Source organism: Hymenobacter sp. DG25B, from assembly GCF_000801315.1.
Lineage (GTDB): Bacteria > Bacteroidota > Bacteroidia > Cytophagales > Hymenobacteraceae > Hymenobacter.
This window is the reverse complement of sequence record NZ_CP010054.1, coordinates 817,950-840,017: the sequence shown is the minus strand read 5'-3', so window position 1 is coordinate 840,017 and position 22,068 is coordinate 817,950. Positions and strand designations below refer to the sequence as shown.

The 22,068-nt window shown below is 58.8% G+C and carries 17 protein-coding genes, 1 tRNA gene and 1 pseudogene; 6 read left to right on the top strand and 13 right to left on the bottom strand.

The window, feature by feature from the left end; translation table 11 throughout:
• Positions 1-55 precede the first annotated feature (55 nt).
• Positions 56-955 carry a carboxypeptidase-like regulatory domain-containing protein gene (locus PK28_RS03590; protein ID WP_044511502.1) on the top strand — a complete coding sequence of 300 codons (900 nt, stop codon included), beginning with the start codon at positions 56-58 and terminating at the stop codon, positions 953-955.
• 174 nt (positions 956-1,129) lie between these two features.
• Here PK28_RS03590 and PK28_RS03585 read toward each other — a convergent pair whose 3' ends face one another.
• Positions 1,130-3,628 (bottom strand): bifunctional UDP-N-acetylmuramoyl-tripeptide:D-alanyl-D-alanine ligase/alanine racemase, encoded by a 2,499-nt coding sequence (locus PK28_RS03585; protein WP_044511501.1) that lies wholly within the window; start codon positions 3,626-3,628, stop codon positions 1,130-1,132.
• A 132-nt stretch (positions 3,629-3,760) separates the two neighbouring features.
• Here PK28_RS03585 and PK28_RS03580 point away from each other — a divergent pair, with 132 nt between their 5' ends.
• Entirely contained in the window at positions 3,761-4,675 is a 915-nt protein-coding gene (locus PK28_RS03580) for an EamA family transporter (RefSeq protein WP_044516175.1), read from the top strand.
• Here the strand turns inward: PK28_RS03580 and PK28_RS03575 are convergent.
• A complete protein-coding gene (locus PK28_RS03575; protein WP_082016939.1) occupies positions 4,672-7,296 on the bottom strand; it encodes a DUF5686 and carboxypeptidase regulatory-like domain-containing protein in 2,625 nt (874 codons plus the stop codon). The two genes, PK28_RS03580 and PK28_RS03575, sit on opposite strands and share 4 nt — an antisense overlap.
• 146 nt (positions 7,297-7,442) lie before the next feature.
• On the opposite strand from PK28_RS03575, the gene PK28_RS03570 reads away from it, so the two are divergent.
• Positions 7,443-7,943, top strand: a complete 501-nt coding sequence (locus PK28_RS03570; RefSeq protein WP_044511495.1) for a regulatory protein RecX — start codon at positions 7,443-7,445, stop codon at positions 7,941-7,943.
• Here PK28_RS03570 and PK28_RS03565 read toward each other — a convergent pair.
• The 7 genes from PK28_RS03565 to PK28_RS03535 all read right to left on the bottom strand — a co-directional run bounded on the left by PK28_RS03565 (position 7,940) and on the right by PK28_RS03535 (position 14,734).
• Positions 7,940-8,533 carry a GNAT family N-acetyltransferase gene (locus tag PK28_RS03565; RefSeq protein WP_044511494.1) on the bottom strand — a complete coding sequence of 198 codons (594 nt, stop codon included), beginning with the start codon at positions 8,531-8,533 and terminating at the stop codon, positions 7,940-7,942. The genes PK28_RS03570 and PK28_RS03565 overlap by 4 nt on opposite strands.
• 25 nt (positions 8,534-8,558) lie before the next feature.
• Positions 8,559-9,191 (bottom strand): DUF4230 domain-containing protein, encoded by a 633-nt coding sequence (locus PK28_RS03560; RefSeq protein ID WP_044511493.1) that lies wholly within the window; start codon positions 9,189-9,191, stop codon positions 8,559-8,561.
• A 126-nt stretch (positions 9,192-9,317) separates the two neighbouring features.
• On the bottom strand, positions 9,318-10,289 hold the full coding sequence (locus PK28_RS03555; protein ID WP_048826260.1) for a 1-aminocyclopropane-1-carboxylate deaminase/D-cysteine desulfhydrase: 972 nt from the start codon (positions 10,287-10,289) through the stop codon (positions 9,318-9,320).
• Between the two features lie 101 nt (positions 10,290-10,390).
• A complete protein-coding gene (locus PK28_RS03550; RefSeq protein ID WP_044511486.1) occupies positions 10,391-12,937 on the bottom strand; it encodes a YfhO family protein in 2,547 nt (848 codons plus the stop codon).
• A gap of 218 nt (positions 12,938-13,155) precedes the next feature.
• The gene (locus tag PK28_RS03545; RefSeq protein WP_044511485.1) at positions 13,156-13,440 is read right to left on the bottom strand and encodes a DUF4834 family protein; all 285 of its coding nucleotides are present in this window, start codon (positions 13,438-13,440) and stop codon (positions 13,156-13,158) included.
• Entirely contained in the window at positions 13,440-14,210 is a 771-nt protein-coding gene (locus PK28_RS03540) for an FkbM family methyltransferase (protein ID WP_044511484.1), read from the bottom strand. The genes PK28_RS03545 and PK28_RS03540 overlap by 1 nt, the downstream gene beginning before the upstream one ends.
• A 68-nt stretch (positions 14,211-14,278) precedes the next feature.
• A complete protein-coding gene (locus tag PK28_RS03535) occupies positions 14,279-14,734 on the bottom strand; it encodes a hypothetical protein (RefSeq protein WP_044511473.1) in 456 nt (151 codons plus the stop codon).
• Positions 14,735-14,892: 158 nt separating this feature from the next.
• Between PK28_RS03535 and PK28_RS03530 the strand changes: the two genes are divergently transcribed.
• Positions 14,893-14,968 (top strand) — tRNA-Thr (locus PK28_RS03530).
• A gap of 111 nt (positions 14,969-15,079) precedes the next feature.
• On the opposite strand, the gene PK28_RS03525 is transcribed toward PK28_RS03530, so the two are convergent.
• Both PK28_RS03525 and PK28_RS03520 read right to left on the bottom strand, forming a co-directional pair.
• Complete coding sequence (locus tag PK28_RS03525) at positions 15,080-15,784, bottom strand: hypothetical protein (protein ID WP_044511469.1); 705 nt, start codon at positions 15,782-15,784, stop codon at positions 15,080-15,082.
• A 235-nt stretch (positions 15,785-16,019) separates the two neighbouring features.
• Entirely contained in the window at positions 16,020-16,403 is a 384-nt protein-coding gene (locus PK28_RS03520) for a hypothetical protein (protein WP_044511468.1), read from the bottom strand.
• A 316-nt stretch (positions 16,404-16,719) separates the two neighbouring features.
• Between PK28_RS03520 and PK28_RS03515 the strand changes: the two genes are divergently transcribed.
• Together PK28_RS03515 and PK28_RS20300 are read left to right on the top strand one after the other, a co-directional pair.
• Positions 16,720-17,325, top strand: a complete 606-nt coding sequence (locus tag PK28_RS03515; RefSeq protein ID WP_044511467.1) for a C40 family peptidase — start codon at positions 16,720-16,722, stop codon at positions 17,323-17,325.
• A gap of 454 nt (positions 17,326-17,779) precedes the next feature.
• A pseudogene (locus tag PK28_RS20300) lies at positions 17,780-17,857 on the top strand (YkvA family protein); the annotation flags it as partial.
• Positions 17,858-18,286: 429 nt separating this feature from the next.
• Here the strand turns inward: PK28_RS20300 and PK28_RS03505 are convergent.
• Together PK28_RS03505 and PK28_RS03500 are read right to left on the bottom strand one after the other, a co-directional pair.
• Positions 18,287-18,553 (bottom strand): acyl carrier protein, encoded by a 267-nt coding sequence (locus tag PK28_RS03505; RefSeq protein ID WP_044511462.1) that lies wholly within the window; start codon positions 18,551-18,553, stop codon positions 18,287-18,289.
• A gap of 32 nt (positions 18,554-18,585) precedes the next feature.
• On the bottom strand, positions 18,586-22,035 hold the full coding sequence (locus tag PK28_RS03500; protein WP_044511460.1) for an efflux RND transporter permease subunit: 3,450 nt from the start codon (positions 22,033-22,035) through the stop codon (positions 18,586-18,588).
• Positions 22,036-22,068 lie beyond the last annotated feature (33 nt).

Below are 22,068 nucleotides of genomic sequence, written 5' to 3'. Positions count from 1 at the left end.
AATAGTTTCCGGATTTGATTGAACTCCCTGTATTTTTGGCAGATAAAAGCTCTCTATGCAACAGCGCGTACTCTCTCTTTTTACCTTCCTGCTGGTGCTGCTGCCGGCTCTGGCTTTTGCCCAGAACGACCGGATTGCCGGCCGGATAGTAGACGCCAAGACCAAGGAGCCGATTTCCTTTGCCTCGGTTAACCTGAAGGAAGAGCAGACGGGCGCTCTGTCCAACGAGTATGGCTTCTTCCAGCTGCCCATGCCGCAGAAGGGCCAGCTCGACTCGCTGATCATCATGGCCCTGGGCTTTGAGCGCAAAGCCATTCTGGTGAAGCGCGGCACCAATATGGACGAGCTCATTATTGAGGTACCCAAGCGCAACATTGTCCTGCAAAACGTAACCGTTACGGCCGGCAAACTGAAGGCGCTGGAACTGGGCTCCCGCACGAACACGCCCGGCTCGGGCATGATTCAGGGCCAGCCCGGCAGCCAGTATGCTTTCTGGGTGAAGAATGAAAAGGGCCGCAAGCTGGGTATGATTCGCTCGGTGTCCTTCTACATCAGTGAAAGCGGCTTCCCGCGGGAGCCGTTCCGCGTGCGTATCTACGCTCCTGATGGCAACTACAGTTCCCCCAATACAGATTTGCTCACGGACAACGTGGTGGTTTCCGCACCCGGTGGCGGCCAGTGGTATACCATTGATCTGACCTCTTATAACATACCCGCTCCTGACGAAGGATTCTACGTGGCCATGGAATGGATTGTGAGCGGTGACAAGTTCTACACCACCAACTTCATGGACTCCTACACGCCCTACGGCCAGATTCTGCGTCCTACCTTCGAGTTCAAAGAGAGCCGTACCTGGACGTACAGCATGGGCAAGGGCTGGAGCCTGATTACCTTGGCTAACAACGGCATGCGCTACAACGCCATGATTAAGGCCGAGGTAGATATGTATAAGTAAGGATGACAGTACAGGGAGGCGCAAGTGTCATTGCGAGGCGTAAGCCGAAGCAATCCGTCCTCTGAAATGTAGTAAGCCCTGAGATGTGAAAAGCCCTTGACGTGCACTACGTCAAGGGCTTTCTGGTACTTAGAGGCCGGATTGCTTCGGCTTACGCCTCGCAATAACAGAGCATTATTCCGCGTAAAACACCCGTTTCACCCGCTCACTCACGTTGGTCAGCAACTCATAAGGAATAGTGCCAATTCGGTTGGCCAGCTCCAGCAGCGTGATGCCTGGCCCAAATACCTCGGCGGTGTCGCCGGCCTGGGCGCCGGCAATATGGGTTACGTCGGCCATGCACATATCCATGCAGACGTTGCCAACAATGGGCGCCCGCTGCCCGCGGATGATAACCTCCCCGCCCCCGTTACCAAAGCGCCGGTCGTAGCCATCGGCGTAGCCAATGGCCAGGGTGGCTATGCGGCGGTTGTGGGCAGTGGCGGAGCCGCGCCGGCCATACCCCACCGTTTGCCCCGCGGCCAGCGTCTTCACCTGAGAAACGGTGGTACGCAGGGTGCTAACGGGGCGCAAGGCTTCCTGCTCCTGCCCGGTGGCCTCCACGCCATACAGCCCGATGCCCAGCCGTACCATATCAAAATGAGCCTGCGGAAAGCGCAGAATGCCGGCTGAGTTAAGCGCGTGCTTGATGATGGAATAGCCCAGGGCGGCTTCCACCAGCGGCGTCATGCGACTAAAGGCCGCCAGTTGCTCCTGAGAAAAGCTATTGTGCTGCTCTTCGTCGGCGCCGGCCAGGTGCGTGAGGGCACTGGCCACGCGCAGCCGGCCCGCGTTGGCGCGCAGCAGGGCGCACAGCTGCGGCATATCTTCTTCGGCAAAACCCAGGCGGCGCATGCCGGTATCCAGCTTTAAATGAACGGCCGGCAATGGCTGTTCAGCGGCCACCTGCAGGTATTGCTGCAATACTTCAAACGAATAGATTTCGGGCTCCAGATGGTACTGCTGCATTTTCTGGAAGCTGTCGGGCGAGGGGTTCATCACCATCAGCGGCAGGCTGATGCCCTGCTCCCGCAGCGCCACGCCTTCATCGGTGTAAGCCACGGCCAGGTAGTCGGCGCGGTGAAACTGCAGCAGGTTGGCCACTTCGTAGCTGCCGCTGCCGTAGGCAAAAGCCTTCACCATTACCATCAGCCGGGTGCCGGGCTGCAGGCGGGAGCGGTAAAAGTTGAGGTTGTGCACCAGGGCATCAAAGTTCACCTCCAGCACGGTGCCATGAATTTTCTGCTGAAACGCGGCCACAATCCGCTCAAAGCCAAACCGGCGGGCGCCTTTTACCAAGATGGTTTCGTGGCGAAACTGCTCGGGGCGCACTCGCGCCAGGAATTCCTCGGTATCGGCAAAAAACTCCTTATCTATGCCGGGAAAGGCGGCGGCGTGGGCACTGATATCGGGCCCCACGCCCAGCAGGCGCTCTACCTGGTGCGTAGCCAGCTGCGTGGCCACCCGGGCGTACAGTTCGGCCGCAGGCAACCCGGATTGCAGCAAATCAGACAGAATGAGGCTGCGGCGACCCCGACGCGGCTGGCGGGCCAGCATGTCCAGCGCCAGCGAGAGGCCGGCCAGGTCGTTGTTGTAGGTGTCGTCCAGAATGTAGCAATCGTTCAGGGCCTGCTTCATTTCCAGGCGCATGGCCACGGGGTGTAGCCTATCCAGGCGGTGCTGAATTTCAGTGGCCGGCACCTGCAGCCAGAGCAGTACCGTGAGAACGTGCAGCGCATTTTCCAGGGAGGGCTCGTCGGCGAAGGGCACCGTGAACGTGTATTCCTGGGGCAGGGGGCGGTCCAGCGCCACGTGTACCACGGTGCGGTCGGCACTGGCTTCGGCTACGGTAACGGCTACGTGGGCTTGCTGCGGGTGCTGCCGGCTCCAGGTAAACGTGCGGGATTCATCCAGCACTTCCTGCGCGGTGGCATGCACCAGGGCGTGGTCGCGGCAGTAGAACAGCGTATCGACGCCGGCAAAAAGGCGCATTTTTTCCCGCGCTTTATCGGTGGCGGAGGTAAAGCCGGCATCGTGCGCGGTGCCCAGGTTAGTGAAAATACCCAGCGTGGGCTGAATTACGCGGGCCAGCCGCTCCATCTCACCCCGCTCAGAAATGCCGGCTTCAAAAATACCAAAAGTGTGCGTGCTGTTCAGCTCCCATACACTCAGCGGCACGCCCACCTGGGAGTTGTAGCTGCGCGGGCTTTTGCAGATCAGCTCATCGGGGCTCAGCAGCTGGGCCAGCCATTCTTTCACAATGGTTTTGCCGTTGGAACCCGTAATACCCACCACGGGCACGCGGAATTGCGCGCGGTGGTGCGCTGCTATTGCCTGTAGCGCCAGCAAACTATCCGAAACCAGCAAAAAACAGGCTTCCGGGTAGGCTTCCACGCCCTGGGGAATTTCGTCGGCGCGGTCTACCACAAACTGGCGCACCCCCTGCTGGTACAGGTCCGGCAGGTAGCAGTGGCCATTGTGCTGAGCGCCCCGAATGGCAAAGAACAGTGCCCCGGCCGCTACGCCCACGTGCCGGCTATCCAGCAGCAGATGTTGCACGGGGCGGGGCGGAGCGGCGGGCGTGGGCAGCAACGTACCGCCGGTAATATGGGGCAGGTGGGAGAATAGCAGCATACCAGAGAGGAAACAGCGGCCAAGGTACGGGAGTTTGCAGGCATGCCCACGCCGGATAAAATGACCGGCAGCACAACAGCCTGGCAAACAAGCCGTATTTTTGCGCCTTCGTCCTTCAACCACTGCTTTTCTGTGAAGTTCTCGCGCTACCATCTGGCCGCTTTTATGGCCTTTCTGATCTGGGGATTTTTCCCGTTGCCCCTGCGCATGCTGAGCAGCTACGCCAGCGGACAGATTCTGTTTTTCCGGGTGGTGCTGTCTTTGTTGCTGTTGCTGTTGATCAATGGCGTGCTACGCCTCTCGGCCGTGCGCGCCACCTGGCAGCAATACCAGCAGGCAGTCCGTAGGGAGCAGCGCCGGGTACTGTCCCTCACGGCCGTGGGCGGACTCCTGCTTGTGGGCAACTGGCTGCTGTTTATCTATGTCATCAACCATGTCAGCGTACAGGCGGGGTCGTTTGCCTACCTGATTTGCCCTATCATTACGGCGCTGCTGGGCTTTTTCCTACTGCACGAGCCGCTGCATTTCAAGCAGTGGCTGGCCATTGGGCTGAGCGCGCTTAGCTGCGTAATGCTGGGCGCCGGTGACATCTATACCGTGGCGCTGAGCTTTCTGGTGGCCTTCACCTACGCCTTTTACCTCATTACCCAGCGCCTGCTGCGCGACTACGATAAGCTGATTCTGCTGACGCTGCAGCTCAGCCTGGCGGCCGTGGTGCTGATTCCGCTGGCTGAGCCGCTGGATGCTCATCCTCTGGCTGGTTTTCAGGATGCGCACCTGTTGCTTTATGCGGGTATCCTGAGCGTAGGCTTCACTGTGCTGCCCTTGTTTCTGAACCTGTACGCATTGAACGTACTGCCCTCCGGCACCGTGGGCATTCTGATGTACATCAACCCCCTGGTGAGCTTTGTGCTGGCTTTTGTGTACTACCACGAGGCCTCCGGCACCACGCAGGCTATTGCCTATGCCGTTATTCTGGCCTCAGTAGTGCTCTATAACCTGCCGGACCGCCGCAAAGAGCCACAGCCGGTATTGCAGGAGCATTAGAAGCCGGCGCCAATACGCACCCCGGTGCTCAGATGCTGACCCGAGCGGAGGGCCGTGTACATATCTACCCGGAATACTTTGAAGATGTGCTCTATGCCGGCGCCCAGCTCCACATACTGGCCTACAGTAGGCGTACTCAGGTAATTCAGTGAGGCCACTTCCTGCCACTTCAGCTTCCGCAAGAGCGGCACCTTGTTCAGCAGAAACCCATTGAAGTGGTGATTCACGTGGGCTTCCAGGTAGCGGCCGCGGGTGCTGAACCGGTAGTAATCCAGTAACTGAAACTGCTCAAAGTTGGCGGCAAAGCCCGTGAGGTTACCCGAGAAATGGCGGTAGTCCATAAACGAGAGCTGCGGGCGGCCCAGGAAGGCGCCGGCCGTCACGTTCAGGTGGGTTTCGCCTACCAAACCCAAGGACGCCTCTTTGCGCACGCCGGCCTCCAGCCGGGTATAGCGCACATCGGAGCCCAGCACACCGCGTATCCCCTGCCGCCAGGCCAGACGGAAAGTGGGGTATCTGGAGCCGAGGTTGAACTTGCCATCGGGCCGAATGATGTACTGCTGGCCGGGCTGCCACGTTAGCTCCGCCTGCACCGTGAGCGACTGATTGCGGCCGAAAGAAGGATTGGGTAGCTCCTCGCTGACGGGCTGGTTGGGCGTAAAGGCCCGGCCGGGCACGTCAATCAGCACTTTGCGGCTGTGGTTTTGCAGCTCCCGGCGGTCGGCGTAGCCCAGCGCGGTGCGCAATATCAGGCCGTTTATCAGCTCGTGGCGCAGGTTCAGCTCGCCGCCGTCGCGCTGGTAGTACTTGGCGTAGTTATGGTTGCGCAGCAGCGTGTATTGGGTGTTGATGAAGGGCGTAAGTTGCGAGTTGGGGTCGAAGTCCTCCACGGTACGGCCCACCATAAACCCTACCCGGGTGAAGGAAAGCGGCCGGAACGTGTAGCCCCCGGCCAGGCTGGGGCTGAAAAGCTTAGCGGCCACCCCGTAGCGCAACGCGGGCGTAAGCGAGTAGCTGCGCCGGTCTTCGTAGCGCTGCGTGTAGGTTACTTCCGGGTTGATGATAACGCCTTCCACGGTGCTGTACTGCAGCAGGTTGAACACGGGCTGCACAGACACGGTGCGCCGCCGAAAGGAATTGTTGTATGTGTAGCCCGTGAGCAGCAGCTTGGTAGCATCGGGCACGTTGCGTTTGCGGTCCAGGGAGTCCTGGTAGGGCCTGGATTTCTTAACTACCTCGGCGCTGTCTTTCACGTGAAAGTCCTTCTGCTCTTCGTCCGTGAGCGGAATGGGGCGCACCTCTTCCCAGAAAGCGGAGTCGCGCTCATTCACGCCTTTTTCAATGCGCATTACCTCGCCCTTTGCCAGCGGTTCTATTCCGGCTACTGCTTCCGTTTGCTTTTCGGCGTCTTTCACCTGTTGGCGTACGCGGCGGTTCAGGTTACGCAGATCAGGGCGCTGCTTTTTGGCCTCGGCCACCGTTTCGCGACGCACGGGGCCGGCTACCTCGGGGGTAGCCGGCTGGGGCACAGCTTTTTCCTGGGGCCGGGCGGGGTAGGTGGCCTGCACGCGGTAGTTGGAAAACACGGCGTTAAAGTACCCGCTGCCTTTAAAGCCCATGCCCTTGCCGGTCAGGTTTACTTTCTGCGACTGCAGCACCCAGATGTCGGGGCGGCCGGGCGCGGGCATAAACTGCTGCTCAATGCGCACGGTTTCTACATACTCAATGCCGGAGTTCTGATCCAGGGAAAGCTCCAGGCTGTGCAGCCGCCAGGAGCCATCTACCAGGTATATATAGCCGGTAAAGGCGGGGTCGGTGCGGCGGCGGGGCGTTACCCGGATTTTATGAATCTGCTCGCCGTTGCGCTCCGTGGTGCCCACCAGCTCGTAGCGGTAGAACAGCATGGCATTCTGGGCAATGGGCGACACAAAGCCGCGCTCTGAGAAGCCGGAGTTCAGCAGGTTATCGTAAAAATTGAAGTTGCGGCCCGAGGCCCGGTTAAAGCTAAAGCCCTTGCTGCTACCGCTCACGCGGGAGGCAATCATTCGCTCCCGCACCACATTCGGCTGCCGGAAACTCAGCTCCGACACTGATTCTGATAAGTAGATGACACCGGGTTTCAGGCTGGGGTCGGTTTTGAACAGGCCCAGAATCTTAGCGGGCACATCAATCAGGCGCACCAGGCCTTTGATGTACGTGCGGGCCGAAAAGGCCGCTACCTCGGCGCGGTGGTAGCGCCGCCACTCAATGGCGTGCTGCACCAGGGCGTAGGCCGGGTCCCGGTCTTTGGCGCGCACCAGCACCTCGTTCAGCTTATAGCTTTCGGGCTGCAGTGTCACGTCGAGGGTGGTTGCCGTGTCGCCGCCGGCTACGCGCACGGTTTCAAAGTGCGGCCGGTAGCCCACGTACTGGAACACCAGCTCGTAGCTGCCGGGAGCCAGGCGCAGCTGGTACTGGCCCTGCTCGTTGGTGCCCGTGCTTTGCGTGGTGCCGCGCACGGCTACGTTGGCAAAAGCCAGCGGCGCTTTATCCGGGCCCGTCACCCGGCCGCGCACTACGCCGGCATGGGCCATCAGTACATTCAGGACTACACTTATACTCAGCAATGCAACACGCAGCATACCAGCTCAACTCAGTCTTATATCCGGTGAAGATAGAGACAAACCCGGCTTCGTGGGTTGCATACCTAACCCGCCGCCGGCCGAACGACTTCGCCCCCGTCCTCGTTACTTTACTGCCTGCTACCGGCTCCGCCAATCCCTATCTTATGTTTCAGTCTTCGAAAAAGAAAAGTTATACGCCCGCTGAGGCGCTTCAGAAAATAGCCGCTTTCTGCACCTACCAGGAGCGCAACTTTAAAGAAGTGGAAGCCAAGCTGCGCGACTACGGCCTGGACGAAGACGAAGCCGGCGAGATTATCATCCGCCTGAGCCGCGAGAAACTGCTGGATGAGGAGCGCTACGCCAAAAGCTTTGTGCGCGGCAAGTACCGCCAGAAAAAGTGGGGCCGCCGCCGCATTCAGCAGGAGCTGAAGCAGAAAGGCATTTCCGAATTCTGCATTAAGGCCGGCATGAAGGAAATAGACGGCGACGAGTACTACCAGAACCTGGTAGACCTGCTGGAAAAGAAAGATGCCCAGGAAAAAGAGCGGCACCCCGCCAAGCGCCGCCAGAAGCTGACGCAGTTCCTGACCCTGAAAGGCTACGAATCGGACCTGATCCGGATGGCTATGGATGACCTGGGCAAAGAACCGGAGGCGGAAGATTAACTCAGCCGCAAAGCCGTTGGCTGGTATTCTGACTGCAAAAGGCCATACAATATTGCGTCCTGCCATTCCTCGTACAGATAATACCGTTCCCGCTGATGGCCTTCCTGCTGAAACCCAATGCGCTCCAGGCAGCGCCGGGAGGCCGTATTGCGCGGGTCCACGTCTGCCTCCAGGCGGTGTAGGGCCAGCTCGGTGAAGGCAAATTCTACCAGCGCCGCCACAGCCTCGGAGCCATAGCCCTGCCGCCAATGCGCCGAGCCCACTGCATACCCAATACCGGCATGTTTATTCGTATTGCTGAGGCTGTACAGGGTACCGGTGCCAATCACCACATCATCGGAGCGCCGCGCCAGGCCCCACTGGAACAGGCTGCGAGCAGCAAAGTATTCCGCTATCTGGACTTGGAGGGCGGCTGCTTCGGCTTCCGACGTCATGGGTGGGCGGCTCCAGTAGCGCATCACGGCGGGGTCAGAGAATATGGTAAACAAGGCGGGCACATCGGCGGGCGTGAGCCAGCGGAGGTGCAAACGGCTGGTGGTAATGGTGGGCAGGTGCGGGAGCCCGGGCAGAAAGTTGGTAGCAGCATTCATAACCCAAGAATACTGCTTTCCGGGGTTACCGCCGCCTGGGCAGGGCCGGCACGGTCATTTGTTGGGTAAGCACTACGCGGCGGCCGGTCATGGTTTCCAGCATGGGGCGCAGAATAAGCTCCGCGTTTTGCGTAGTCTGAGCCAGAATACCGGATTGCAGGGCGGCGCGGCGCACATTTTTCTCGGCGTAGCGGTAGCCTTCATCTACCAGCTCGGCATCCTGAAAAAATCCGTTTTCTACGCTGTACACCTTGCTGGCACTGTGGTCTACCTGCCAGGTGCACAGCTCGGCCGGGGGCAGCGCTATGCGCACTACCGAGTCGCCTTCGAATACCACGTCCTGGGGGCGCACTTTGCGCAAATCCAGGCAGCCTACAGCATCGCCGGCTACAATAAGGGCTACTTTGGCATCGGGCAGGAAGCGGTAGGTGCTTTTTTTGTACTCCACCACGTCTTTGAAGCGGTAGCGCACCAGCTCCAGCCGGCCCAGGTTTTCCACTTTTTGCAGCACTGTGTTGTGGGTTACGGTGATGCGCGGGTCGGCCCGGAGCGGATCAAATCCGGTGAGAGTAGGTTCTACTTTTTTCCACAGAAACCACCCCAGTAGCAGTAGAAAGGCCAGGGGGAGCAGACGGCGTAGTAAGCGGGCTATGGGCATTTGATAAATTAGTGGTTTGCTACTGATTCAGGTGCTGGCACAGCGAAGACAAGCTATTTAAACGAAGTCTGCCTGCCAGCTCCTCAACAGTACATACGGTATTCTGCCGCTATTTGCTGACTAAACCTATCCGGCACTGCCCTCCGGCCACCACGCACTACGGTTACCGAAACGCTGCCGGAAGCCAGCCCACCCCTGCAGGCCGCCGGTGTGCACCGCTACTACCGTACTACCGGGCGGGAAATAGCCTTGCTTGAGCAAGTCCAGCACGGCCCAGAGCAGCTTGCCGGTATAAACAGGGTCCAGCAATACGTCGTAGCGCTCCTGAAACGAGCGAATAAACCCGAGAATCTCCGGTGAGAACCGGGCATAGCCGCCGGCGTGATACTGCGTTTGCAGGGAGTAGTTGGTGAAGGCCTGTCCGGTACCGGCCTGCGTCAGGGCATCCACTTCCTGACGCAGAAACTCCCCTCCTTTTAAAGCCGCTACGCCCACTGCCTGCTGTGCGCCCTGCAGGCCGGTGAGCAGGCCCGCCAGCGTGCCGCCGGTGCCACAGGCCACGCAGAGGTAATCAAACGGCAATTGGTCTTGCAGCGCCGTTACCAGCTCGGCGCAACCCGGCAAGGCCAGCGCATTGGAGCCGCCTTCAGGAATGATATAAGCCGGGCCGGTTTGCAGGAGCAGGCCGGCCAGCACGGCCTGCTCCTGCTTGCGCCGATAGGTGGCGCGGTCCAGGTACAGGAGTTGCATGCCATCGGCCACCGCTTGGGCCAAGGTAGGATTCAGCGCCGAAGCTGGGCTGTTTTGCAGTTCCTCGCCGCGCACTACGCCTATGGTGCGCAGGCCGGTCAGACGGCCGGCGGCAGCCACAGCAGCCAGATGGTTAGAATAGGCTCCCCCAAAAGTGAGTAGGGTGTCATGTCCCTGGCGTCGGGCTTCCAGCAGGTTATATTTCAGCTTGCGCCACTTGTTGCCGGGTAGTTCAGGGTGCGTCAGATCATCGCGCAGCAGCACCAGTCGCACGCCCCGCGCCTGGGCAACCGGCTCCACCAACTCCTGCAGCACCAGCAGCGGCGCCTCTCCTGCTTCTCGGTTCATGCGCAAACCATTCTTAAAACTTCTGTAAAACAACTGACCCCGCTTCTGGCGCATAAAGGCCGAAAGCGGGGTCAGACTACCGACCGAAGCTTGCTCTTAATTTAAGCTACCAGCTTCTCTTGCTCTTCCAGTACCGGCTCCGGTTTCTGGCGCAGGGCATATACCAGCGCTGCCACCATGGCCAGAATCAGCACCACCGAAGAGATGAGCGACACCGTGTTGCCCAGCTTATAGGAAGTAGGCTCAAACTTGAAATCGATGATGTGCTTGCCGGCGGGCACGGGCAGGGCGCGTAGCACGTAGTTGGCGCGCAGGTGTGGGGTCAGCTTGCCATCGATATACGCATTCCAGCCATCCTTGTAATAGATTTCGGAGAACACCACAAAGCCATCCTGCACGGCATTGGCCTCGTAGCGCAGGGCATCGGGGGAATAATTGGTGAGGCGAATGGTGGAGCCTTCCGCGGAGTAGCTGGTTTTGCTGACGGGGAATTTCGACACATCCACTACGGCCGTGGTAGCCAGATTGGTGTTGCTCAGGGCGTTGATTTCCTGATCGGGGTTTTGCACCTTCTCAATCTCGCGCACAAACCAGGCATTGCCCAGCGCCCCGGGGTTGCGCTGCACGGGCGTTTTCTGGTCGCCGGTGATGATGTAGCGCATATTCAGCATGCCCAGCACCTGCGGGTTCCGGGTGGAAATCTGCCGCTCAATTAAGTCCTGATAGCGGCGCAGCTTGGCGCCGTGGTAGCCGCCCAGGCTCTTGTGGAAGTACGAAGTATTGGCTTCGTTGAAGGGATTATCGGCGTTCAGCACGCGGTAGCTCAGGCTTTTATCCTGCAGAATCAGCTGATCGGCCACCGAAGGCACAAACTGCTGGGCCACAGTTTCGCGCTGGAAGTTGCTGTCGTTGAGGTAGCGCTTATCCACGCTCCACAAATCTACCAGCGTAAGCACGCCCACCAGGGCTACGGCCAGGGTAGCGGATAGCTTGCGCTGCAGGTAGAACCACAGCACCCCGGCCGTCAGCAGAATAAACACCAGTGAGCGGAAGATGTCCGAGTGCATGAGGCTGGCGCGGTCCTGGCGCAGGGCATCCAGCGGGAAGCCCTGCTGCTGCAGCATGCTGTCGATGGGGGAAGCAAAATCAGCCCCCAGGCCAAACAGGAAGGCCAGCACGCAGATACCGGCCGTGATACCCACGGCATACACCAGCTTGCGCTTGAGGTCGGCGGTTTCGGGCGTATCAACGGCTTTGGGGGTTAAGGCCGGATGACCACCCGCGGGTACTACTTCCGGGCGGCTGCGCAGCACGCGGGCCAGGGCCAGCACGGCCAGCAGCGGCACGGCCAGCTGGGCAATAACCAGCGCCATGCTCACCGAGCGGAACTTGTTGTAGCCGGGGAAGTAATCAAACATCAGGTTGTTGAACACCTCAAAGTTCTTACCCCAGGCCAGCAGAATAGACAGAATAGTAGCCGACAGCAGCCAGATACGGGTGCGGCGGTCGGCCACAAACAAGCCCAGGAAGAACAGCATCAGGATGCCGGCTCCCAGATAAACCGGGCCGCTGGTGCTGGGCTGAGCACCCCAGTACAGGGGCAGCTGCGCCAGATAATCCTTCAGCTGCATGGGCGGCACGCCCAGTGCGCTCAGCGCCTTAGCCGTTTCCGACGACTCACTCAGCTTACCCTGCGAAGCACCACCATAGTAGTTGGGCACGAGCAGCGTAATGGTTTCGCCTACGCCGTAGCTCCAGCCAAAGGCATAGTCCCGGTCGAGGCCGGAGCCCACGCCTTCTTCCGTGGCAGCCGGCGCCTGGCCGGGAGCCGTGGGTGGCGGGGTGGTTAGCTCAGAGCGGCCCCGGATGCTGTACTTGCCGTATTCCAGCGTGGTGTACAGGCGGCCGAAGCTTACGCCCACGGCCAGCAGCGCGGCCAGCCCCAGCAGCGCCGTGCGGGACAGGAAATCGGGCAGGCGGTTGTTCCGAATGGCAAAAATCAACTCAACTACCCCAAACACCAGCACCAGCAACAGCAGGTAGTAGGTAATCTGCAGGTGATTGGAGCGCAGGTTCATGGCCAGGCCCAGCGCAAACAGCGCCGTTCCCAGCAGCTTGTTGCGCCGGAAGGTGACCAGCAGGCCGGCCAGCACCAGAGGCGCGTAAGCCAGCGCCAGGGACTTGGTATTGTGCCCGGCAGCCAGAATAATGAGGTTGTAGCTGGTGAAGCCCAGCGCAATGGCACCTACGGTAGCCAGCAGAGGCCGCACGCCCAGCGCAATAAACAGCACGTAGCCACACAGCAGCGCCAGAAACAGGTTAGCCACTACGGCCGGCAGATGCAGGGTAAAGAGCTGATGCAGGTACAGGGACAGGTCGCCGGGGAAGCGAGTGCTGATGAGGTAGGTGGGCATGCCGGAAAACATGGAGTTCGTCCAGAGGGCCTCCTTGCCCGTTACCTCACGGTACTGGGCGGCTTCATGCGCTCCACCATTGAACTGCACAATATCGTGCTGGGACAAGGTTTTGCCATCAAAAAGGATAGGCGAGAAATACACGGCGACCAGCACCAGGAAAAACACGACGGCCAGCAGGTGCGGCAGCACCCGCCGCCACAGCGGCGCGGGGCCGGAGGTAACGGTTGTCATTCGGCGAAAAAAGAAAGCTAAAAACCTGCTTTGGCGGCATACAAGCCGGGAAAGCAGCCCCAAGGTAGCCTGATTATTTCATTTCAGGCAGTACAATTTCAGATTCCCAGGTCTACCCCATCGGCTATCTGCCACGAAAAAACCCTTCTACCGGAGCCGGCAGAAGGGTTGATTTTGCTTTCGGAACGCAAGCCACCGGTAGTGGGAAGCAACGCAGCTTACTTCACTTCCTCAAAGTCAACGTACTCGCCGCCTTTGAATTCCTGCGGTTTTTCGGCGGGCTTGGGCGGCACGTAGTCCACGCGCACATCACCGGTAGCAGTGGAACCGTTAGGCTTGGGCTGGCTGAATGGAGCTTCGAAGGGTGCCTGGCCGCCAAACTGCTGACTGTAGCGGCGGGCCTGCTTTTGCACAAACCGGCCTACCACCAGTCGCAGCACCACCGGCACCACGAAGCGCATAATCAGAGAAATAATGAGAAGGGTGAGCAGAAACTTAACCATCAGAGAGCCGCCGGAGCGGCAGGGTTGGTGGGTTGAAAGTAAAAATCAGCGGAAACGGCGCTTTCCAGCTGCGCCGGGCTGCACGGTACGAGGTCAGAACGCTCAGACAGCACAAATGGTTTGTAGCCCAGCGTTTCCAGCAGGGTCGTTACCTGGCGGCGGTTTTCCAGGCCATTGAGCTCCGTTTGGATAAGCGGGCGGAAGCGGCGGAGTGTGTGCTGCATGTGGCGGAACACCTCGTACTCGAAGCCTTCCACATCACACTTCACAAAATCCAGGCGGGGCAGATCGGCAAACAACTCATCGGGCACGCGCATGGGCACCTCGTAGGTGCGGGCATATTGTTCCTGGGTGTTGCTGGCCGCTACTTTGGTCATGCCGTGGTGTAGCAGGCCGTCGCGCTCCGGGGTGCCCATTTGCACGGTGGCGTTTTCGCCGCCCAGGGCGTAAGGCAAGAGGGTAAGGTTTTGGTAGCCGCTCAGGCGCACATTATCCTGCCAGATCTGCTGAAACAGCGGAATAGGCTCCACGGCCAGCACGCGGCCCTGCGGCCCCACCAGGCGGGAAAGTGCCACGGAATAGTAGCCCAGGTTGGCGCCAATATCCACGCACACAAAGCCCGGCTGCACAATCTTCGAAAGAAAAAAAAGCTCCGGGTACTTCTGTTTGCCCCACCCCGCGCCCACCAGCCGCAGGTACACGCGGCTTACCAGACGGATATACCGCTCAAAGCCGAGCGCCTGCACCAGAAGTTTGCGGAGTTGTTTCATTACGGCCACAAAGATGCCGGAAACCCGGGAAACGCGCAGCCTTCTTTGCAAACAGACGCTTTGCTCTTTTAGCGGCTACTGCTCTGGCTCCATAGTCTGGAAGCTGCGGCCGCGGCCAGGCCACCTATCAGGTACCATGCTACAGTCATAGCCTGGGTTTGCGGGGTACGGTTGCTGGGCGCCTCGCCTAAACCCATGGGCCCGGGTAGCATTACGCCGCCTATGCCGGCCGCCAGGCCCAGAGCGGCGCCGCGCAGCCACACGCCCCGGCCGGTGCCTACCAGACTATAATAGAGGCCATTACTCAGCACGTCGCCGGCCATAGTGAGGGCATACGCCGTATGGTCATCGGGTTGGGGCGCATCAGCCTTATATAATAGCATGCGCAGGCCTCTTTTGCCCAGAACGTCCATGCGCGGGGCATCGGCGGGGCGCAGGTGGCGCACGGTTTCGTGCAGGGCGTTGAGCACCAGCGCGCCGGCCAGGCCGCTGCCTAATGACTGTGTAATGGTGGATGAATTCATAAATCAGAAGAAGTTGTAACGGATAAGCCTTTGTGCCAACGCGGCTTCAGGCCTGGGGGTTAGTGGCAGGCACGGTAAATTTTTGCCCGGCAGGTTGCGCATTGTCTGCCGGGCTCTTTATCTTTGCTGCCCCTAGCGGCAACCGGCCCCGGGGAAACGCCTTCTTAGCTCAGTTGGTAGAGCAGCTCATTCGTAATGAGCAGGTCGCAGGTTCGAGTCCCGTAGAAGGCTCCAGCAAAAAGCCCCACTTCGTAACAAACGTAGTGGGGCTTTTTCATGCCTATCAAAAACAAAACAGGCCAGGTATAACTACCTGACCTGTTTTGTTACTAAGCTACAACGGCTTTACAGCACGTTGTCATAGTCAGAAGAAGAGCCAAACCGGGTATCGGTTTCGCTGCTGGACTTCCGGAACGAACGGCTGGTTTCCGAAGAAGAAGAGGGCTTATCCCAGGAAGACGAAGACGAGGAAGTAGAGGGCTTATTCCAGTCGGAGCGGTGCGAAGACTCCGTGCGCGGAATATTACCGGAGCGGTAGTCGCGGGCCCGGCGGGTGGCCGAGTCCATCAGGTTGCTGGTGCGCGAGCCCGAAGAACGGGACGCCAGGTAGCTGATGCCGCCCAGCAGCAGGGCACCGCCTACTACTTTTTGCGTGGTAGAGAGCTTGTTGAATTGCTCAGCGGCTTTAGAGCCGATGTCCTTAAGAGACTGGGGCAGCTGGTTTACCGTATCCTTCAGGTTTGCCTGGCCCATCCACGAATTGCGGTCCTCATTGGAAGCGTTATTGCGCTGCACGGAGCTGGAGCCGGACTGGTTCTGGCGGCTGGCGCCCGGCGTTTGGTTCTGGCTCTGGCTGCGCACATCACTACCCTGGCCGCTGCTTTGTGTGCTACCAATAGAAGTAGACTGATCCGAGCGGGAAGAAGTATCACCGGAAGCACCGGCCACGGGCGAATTCTGACGATTTACACCTGCGTTAGAAGACTGGGAAGATTTATTAGCAGCCGAACCGGCTGACGAAGACGAGGGATTTTTGGGGGTGTTTTCCATAAGACATATGCAGAATTAGGAGTACATTAATCTGCACCGGCAGTCGGGCCGGGCAACACTCCCTATTCGTAAGTAATGCCTTAGAGGTTACAGCTTTCCCGCGCTTTTGCCATGAATCTGTACATCGGCAGTAGCACAAAAAGAAGCCCGGCCGCCGCCCGAAAAACCTTCTCCGCCGGCACCTTTAGTTACCGGAACTCTTAAGCGAAGAGCCGCCCAGACAGGGCATAAAAAGCTACCCCCGGGTACTATCCTGGCCCGGCGTGCGGGCGCCCTGGTGCATCTGCGCCGGATCGGGCAGGGGGCGGCCGGCGGCGTACAGGTGGGCCTCGTCGCGGCCGGCCTGCCGGGCCTCGGCCTCAAAGCGGTTGGCGTAATACCCTACCCGCACCGACTCCACCAAATACTTCCACAGAAAGCCCGCAAAGCCGTGTTCCCGGAACTGCCGGATATGGCACATCTCATGCGCCACCCAGTAGGGGTCCTGCAAAAATTCCTCGCGCCGGGCCCCGCTCAGGTGCACTGTATTGCCCAGCACCATGGCCACACTTTGGGCCCGCAGCACCACGCGGGCAACGCGGGCAAAGGGGGAGTTTTCTAAAATGCGGGGGGTACTCATAGCTTACAGGAAACGGCCGGAATATACGGGGCGGGTTTGCAGGAAGTTGCATGCAGCTTCTGCATCATTCTTCCTATTCTTTGCACTTAACCATGGATTTTGATTTTTTTTAAGGATTTAGCTTGGATGCACCCGCCGGCTATGCCTAGTTTTACTCAACAGGGTATTTCAGCGAAGGCTGATTTCTTCCTGGCTTACCTCTCTTTTCAACCTTTTCTACAGCTGCTTCACCCCTGGTTATTGAGTAACGAAGGAGTATGCTAAGGCCCTGGCTGGGCCGACCCACCAAAACGATTCTGCCACCTCACGACGGACAATGAAAAACAGAATACTGTATTGCCTCGCCGCTGCCTCTCTGGCTCTATCCTTTTTCTTCGAGAAAGCACCCGTTACTGCTGCCGGCGCGCCGGTGGTAGCTGAAGCCTCTCTCTTCCCCGAATTTCTGGTTGCCAACGACGGCGAAGCCGCCAACGACCGGGCCTCTTACCGCGACTCGGTTCTGTACCAGCACTACTCCAGCGCCCTGGGCGTAAAGCTGGCTTACACCGAGGACAAAGACCTCCTCCGCACCGTAGCCGACTGGATGGGCACTCCCTACCGCTTTGGCAGCAACACCAAGCGCGGCACCGACTGCTCCGGCTTCGTAACCCGCGTTTTTAAAGAAGTATACGGCGTAACGCTGCAGCGCAGCTCCCGCTCCATGTTTCAGAACGTGAAGCGCGTAGACAAAGACGAAATGCAGACCGGCGACCTGGTATTCTTCCGTCGCGGCCCCGGCCAGCCAATCTACCACGTAGGCATTTACCTGAAGGATGGCAAGTTTGCCCATTCCGCTACCAACGGGGGCGTTATGGTTAGCTCCCTGAACCAGGCCTACTATCACCGCAATTTTTATGCAGCGGGTCGCGTAGCTCAAAACTAAGCTTCCCGGTATTTCTGCTTCCGCTGGTGCCCGGCCTGTTCTGCAGGTCGGGCACTGGTTTTTTATGCAAGGTGAGTTGAAACTCGGCAGGTCAACTATTTTTGAGCGCGCACAGTATAGAATACCTCTCCCGGCTTCTTCCGGAGCCCTCCCTCCACACTACATTCTTTTCTCTTCCATGGCTACTCAACCACCCAAAGGCGAACAGGTAAGCTCCTCGCCTTTTTTCAAGCGGGCCCTGCGCACCGCCGAAGAATACGTTCAGAAACCTACCCGCATCAAGCAGCTGCTCACGGATGCTTACCAGAAAGCCAGCGACAAAAAAGACGTAGGCACCCTGGCCCACGAAGCCTGGGAAGGACTGCAGCGCATGTTCCGGCTGGTACGGGCGGCTTCCAGCGGCGAGTACAAAGGTCTGCCCACCCCTACTATTGTGGCGGCCGTGGCCGTACTGCTGTACTTCCTGAGCCCCATCGACTTGATTCCGGATTTCATTCCCGTGCTGGGTCTGCTGGATGACGTAGCGCTGGTAGCCTGGTTTACCTCCACGCTGAAAGACGAGATGGACAAGTTTGAAGAGTGGGAAAGAACCCAGGCCGTGGTGGTTTCCGGCTCTTCCTCAGCTTCCCAGAGCTTTACGCCGCACGTAGATGCCACCGAAGAGCGCCCCGAGCAGGCGGCTCCCGCCAAAGCCAATGCTCCGGCTACGCCCGAAAGCGAATCGGCCAAGAAAGCTGGCACCGACCCGGTATATTCTGAAAAGAGCCCGTCGCACTCCGCCGCGAAACCCCACGCCGATGTAGCCGCCAATACCACCGACAGCAGCCGGGAGCGAAACTCCACGAACAATGCCAACGGAGACACGGGCGGCAACATCCGCTAGGCCGTAGTTAAAAAGCAATAAAAAAGCCCGGCACCATTTGGTGTCGGGCTTTTTTATTGCCTTAGGGCAGCCGCGGAGTTAGGCGGCGGCTTCCGGAGTGTGAGTGGCTACGTAGTTTACAAAATCTCCCACGGTACTGATGGGCACCTCATCCGGGATGATGATGTGAAAGCTGCGCTCCAGCTCTAGAATGATGTCCACGACATCCACTGTATCGAAGCCCAGCTCACGGCTGAGGTTACTGGAAATACGCAGGCGCGAAGGCTTAATGGCTTTGCGCTTGCTGATAATGCGCACCACTTGCTGGGCAATGGCACGGGAGGAAGGGCTCGTCGAGGCAATCATATTAAGGGACGACGTTCAGGAAAACGAGTGAGTTAGTAGTTGGCGAATACCGGTGGGGTAGCCGCCTCAATTTCTTCGGCATCAGCCGCGCCTGCTTCCGCGCCGGGGCCATCGGCCGAGCGGCCGGTTACCTTCTCGCGGATTTTCTCATTGAGCAGGTACATCACCGGGACTACCACCAGGGTAATAACGGTTGCAAACGACAACCCGAAAATGATAGTCCAGGCCAGTGGCCCCCAGAACACCACCGATTCGCCACCGATGAAGAAGTGCGGATTGCCGGAGTTGAATAGCTCGTAGAAGTCAATATTCAAGCCAATGGCCAACGGAATCAGACCCAGAATGGCGGCCGTGGCCGTCAGAATAACCGGGTTCAGACGCGTGCGGCCCGCCAGAATAATGGCTTCGCGCAGCGGCATGCCCTGCGTGCGCAGCATATCGGTGAATTCCACCAGCAGAATACCGTTTTTCACCACGATACCGGCCAGGGCAATAATACCCACGCCCGTCATCACAATACTGATGTTCATGCCCGTAATGGCCAGGCCCAGCAGCACCCCGATAACGGAGAAGATTACTTCCGTGAGGATAATGAGCGGCTTGCTGAACGAGTTGAACTGTGTTACCAGAATCAGGAAGATGAGGCCAATGGCGCCCAGACCGGCCAGCGGCAGGAAGTCCGAGGTTTCTTTCTGGTTTTCCTGCGCACCACCCATTTTAATAGTGTAGCCGGGCGGCGTGGGGAAGGCCTTCAGCGCCTGCTGAATGTTGGCCACCACATCAGGCCCCGTAAAGCCGTTCAGCACGTTGGAAGAAATGGTAATCACGCGCTTCACGTCTTTGCGCTTGATGCCGCCGTAGGTGGTGCCGTAGGTCACATCGGCCACGGCCGAGATGGGCACCTGGCGTACCTGGCCGGTGGCGTCGCGGAAGGTGAGCGGGGCATTCACAATGGCGTCCACGTCTTCGCGGTAGGGCTTGGCGTAGCGCACCTGAATGGGGTACTCATCATCCGGGGTTTTGAATTTACTAGCCTCGGAACCGTAAATCGAGGTCCGGACTTCCATGCCGATCTGGGCAGTGCTGATGCCCTCGCGGTTGGCGCGGGTGCGGTCAATGTTCACCGCAATTTCGGGGTTGCGGTCTTCCAGGTTGGAGCGCAGCTGCTCCACGCCCCCAATGTTCTTCGAGTTGATATAGCGAATCACCTCTTTTGACAGCGCCGCCAGCTTCACGTAGTCGTCGCCGGCTACTTCAATGGCAATTTCCTTACCCGTGGGCGGGCCGCTGGCTTCCTGGTCTACGGCTACTTCGGCGCCCGGAATGCCTTTCACCACTTCCCGGATTTTATCCATGTACACGCTGGTGGGCGGGCCTTTCCGCTCGCTCAGTTCTTTGAAGGCCACGCCTACCTTGCCCAGGTGCGACTGCGACACACCGGAAGCGGAGGCCTCGCCCGGGTCGCCGGCACCAATGGCCACGTTGGTAATCACCGATTCCACATCAGGGTTGTTGCGGCCGATAACGCCGTAGATGCGGTTTTCCAGCACTTTCGTCACGGAATCCGTGATTTCAACGCGGGTGCCTACCGGCATTTTCAGGTAGGTGTATACAAACTTGGGGTCACCCTTCGGGAAGAAGGCTACTTTGGGCTTGCGGATGCCGACTGCCACAATGGACAGGAAGAACAGCACAATCATGCCGAACAGAATGCCCACCTGTCGCCACAGCGTACCACCAGTTACCGCCCGAACCACGCTGGCATAGCCGTTCTGGAAGCGCGGCAGCGCCCGGGTCTGGAACCAGGCAATCATCTTCACAAACACGAACTTATCAAGGAAGACGAACAGGATGATGGTTAGCATCAGGTTGCCCACGAAGGGCGAGCCGAATACGTAACCCAGCACCGCAATCAGCCCCATAATACCGATGGCTATGAGGAAATTGCGGCTCATTTTGGGCTTGTTATCCTCGGCGTGGTGATCTTCGCGCTCCATAAAGCTCACGGCAAATACCGGGTTCATGATGAAGGCCACCACCAGCGACGACATCAGTGTGAGAATGAGCGTAACGGGCAGGTAGTACATGAATGAGCCCACAATGCCGGGCCAGAACAGCAGCGGCACGAAAGGCGCTACCGTGGTCAGGGTACCGGCCAATACGGGCACGAATACCTCACCAGCGGCGAATTTGGCGGCTTTGGGCGTATCCAGCTCGGGGTGTTCGTGCAGCAGGCGGTGCGTGTTTTCAATCACCACAATGGCGTCGTCTACCACTATACCCAAGGCCAGCAGGAAGGCGAACAGCACAATCATGTTCAGCGAGAAGCCGAAGATGGGAATGAGCAGGAACGCCAGGAACATGGAAATGGGCACCGAAAGGCCCACAAACAGAGCGTTGGTGGTGCCCATGAAGAACATCAGAATCAGGGTTACCAGCAGGAAACCGATGATGATGGTGTTGATCAGGTCGTGAAGGGTAACGCGGGTGTCGTTGGATGTGTCACCGGTTACGGTGATGGTCAGCTCCTTGGGCAGGCTGGTTTTCGACTCCGCAATAATCTGCTTGATCTTATCGGAAGCATCAATCAGGTTTTCGCCCTGGCGCTTTACCACGTTCAGGCTGATGCTGGGCTTGCCGTCGAGGCGGGCGTAGCTTTCGCGGTCCTTAAAGGCATCTTCCACAGTGGCAATGTCGCCGAGGCGAATGGCCTGGCCGTTCAGGTTCTTCACCTGAATATCGGCAATGTCGGAAGCCTTGGTGTACTGGCCGGCCACGCGCACGGCGCGCTTCTGGTTGCCTACATCAATAGAGCCGCCGGAAATGGTGATGTTCTCGCTGGCAATGGCGCGCTGGATATCCGAGAAGCCCAGGCGCGAGGCGCGCAGCTTATTCAGGTCCACGTCCACATTTACCTGCTGCTCCAGGGCGCCAATGATGTCTACGCGGGTGATTTCGGGCAGGGCCTCAATCTTATCCTGGAAGTCATCGGCGTACTTTTTCAGCTGGCTCACGGGCAGGTTGCCGGCCAGGTTGATGTTCATGATGGGCAGCTCCGAGAGGTTTACTTCCTGCACAGTAGGCGGCGTGGGCAAGTCGTTGGGCAGGTCACTGCTGGCCTTGTCCACGGCATCCTTGATGAGCTGCTTGGCATACTGCACGTCTACGCCGGAGTCAAACTCCACGTCCACGATGCAATAGTCCTGGTTGGAGGTGGAAGAAATCTTCTTCACCCCGTTTACGCTCTTGATTTCCTTCTCCAGCTGGCGCGTTACCAGGTTTTCGATGTCCGTGGGCGACGTGCCGGGGTACACCGTGGCCACAATGATGCGCGGAATCACGATATCCGGGAATTTCTCCTTGCCCAGCTTAATGTAGGCGAAGATACCCGCGATACAGAGTATCACCGTGATGATGTAAATACTGGTTTTGTTGTTGATGGACCAACTGGTGGGTCCAAACTCTTTTTCAACGTCCTGCATGATATGGTCTTTGCGGGGTGGACGATACTCGCC

Excerpts from the sequence above, each read along its gene's own strand:
- PK28_RS03590 (WP_044511502.1), top strand. The coding sequence starts at position 56 with ATGCAACAGCGCGTACTCTCTCTTTTTACCTTCCTGCTGGTGCTGCTG.
- PK28_RS03585 (WP_044511501.1), bottom strand. The coding sequence starts at position 3,628 with ATGCTGCTATTCTCCCACCTGCCCCATATTACCGGCGGTACGTTGCTG.
- PK28_RS03575 (WP_082016939.1), bottom strand. The coding sequence starts at position 7,296 with ATGCTGCGTGTTGCATTGCTGAGTATAAGTGTAGTCCTGAATGTACTG.
- PK28_RS03570 (WP_044511495.1), top strand. The coding sequence starts at position 7,443 with ATGTTTCAGTCTTCGAAAAAGAAAAGTTATACGCCCGCTGAGGCGCTT.
- PK28_RS03565 (WP_044511494.1), bottom strand. The coding sequence starts at position 8,533 with ATGAATGCTGCTACCAACTTTCTGCCCGGGCTCCCGCACCTGCCCACC.
- PK28_RS03560 (WP_044511493.1), bottom strand. The coding sequence starts at position 9,191 with ATGCCCATAGCCCGCTTACTACGCCGTCTGCTCCCCCTGGCCTTTCTA.
- PK28_RS03555 (WP_048826260.1), bottom strand. The coding sequence starts at position 10,289 with ATGAACCGAGAAGCAGGAGAGGCGCCGCTGCTGGTGCTGCAGGAGTTG.
- PK28_RS03550 (WP_044511486.1), bottom strand. The coding sequence starts at position 12,937 with ATGACAACCGTTACCTCCGGCCCCGCGCCGCTGTGGCGGCGGGTGCTG.
- PK28_RS03545 (WP_044511485.1), bottom strand. The coding sequence starts at position 13,440 with ATGGTTAAGTTTCTGCTCACCCTTCTCATTATTTCTCTGATTATGCGC.
- PK28_RS03540 (WP_044511484.1), bottom strand. The coding sequence starts at position 14,210 with ATGAAACAACTCCGCAAACTTCTGGTGCAGGCGCTCGGCTTTGAGCGG.
- PK28_RS03535 (WP_044511473.1), bottom strand. The coding sequence starts at position 14,734 with ATGAATTCATCCACCATTACACAGTCATTAGGCAGCGGCCTGGCCGGC.
- PK28_RS03525 (WP_044511469.1), bottom strand. The coding sequence starts at position 15,784 with ATGGAAAACACCCCCAAAAATCCCTCGTCTTCGTCAGCCGGTTCGGCT.
- PK28_RS03520 (WP_044511468.1), bottom strand. The coding sequence starts at position 16,403 with ATGAGTACCCCCCGCATTTTAGAAAACTCCCCCTTTGCCCGCGTTGCC.
- PK28_RS03515 (WP_044511467.1), top strand. The coding sequence starts at position 16,720 with ATGAAAAACAGAATACTGTATTGCCTCGCCGCTGCCTCTCTGGCTCTA.
- PK28_RS03505 (WP_044511462.1), bottom strand. The coding sequence starts at position 18,553 with ATGATTGCCTCGACGAGCCCTTCCTCCCGTGCCATTGCCCAGCAAGTG.
- PK28_RS03500 (WP_044511460.1), bottom strand. The coding sequence starts at position 22,035 with ATGCAGGACGTTGAAAAAGAGTTTGGACCCACCAGTTGGTCCATCAAC.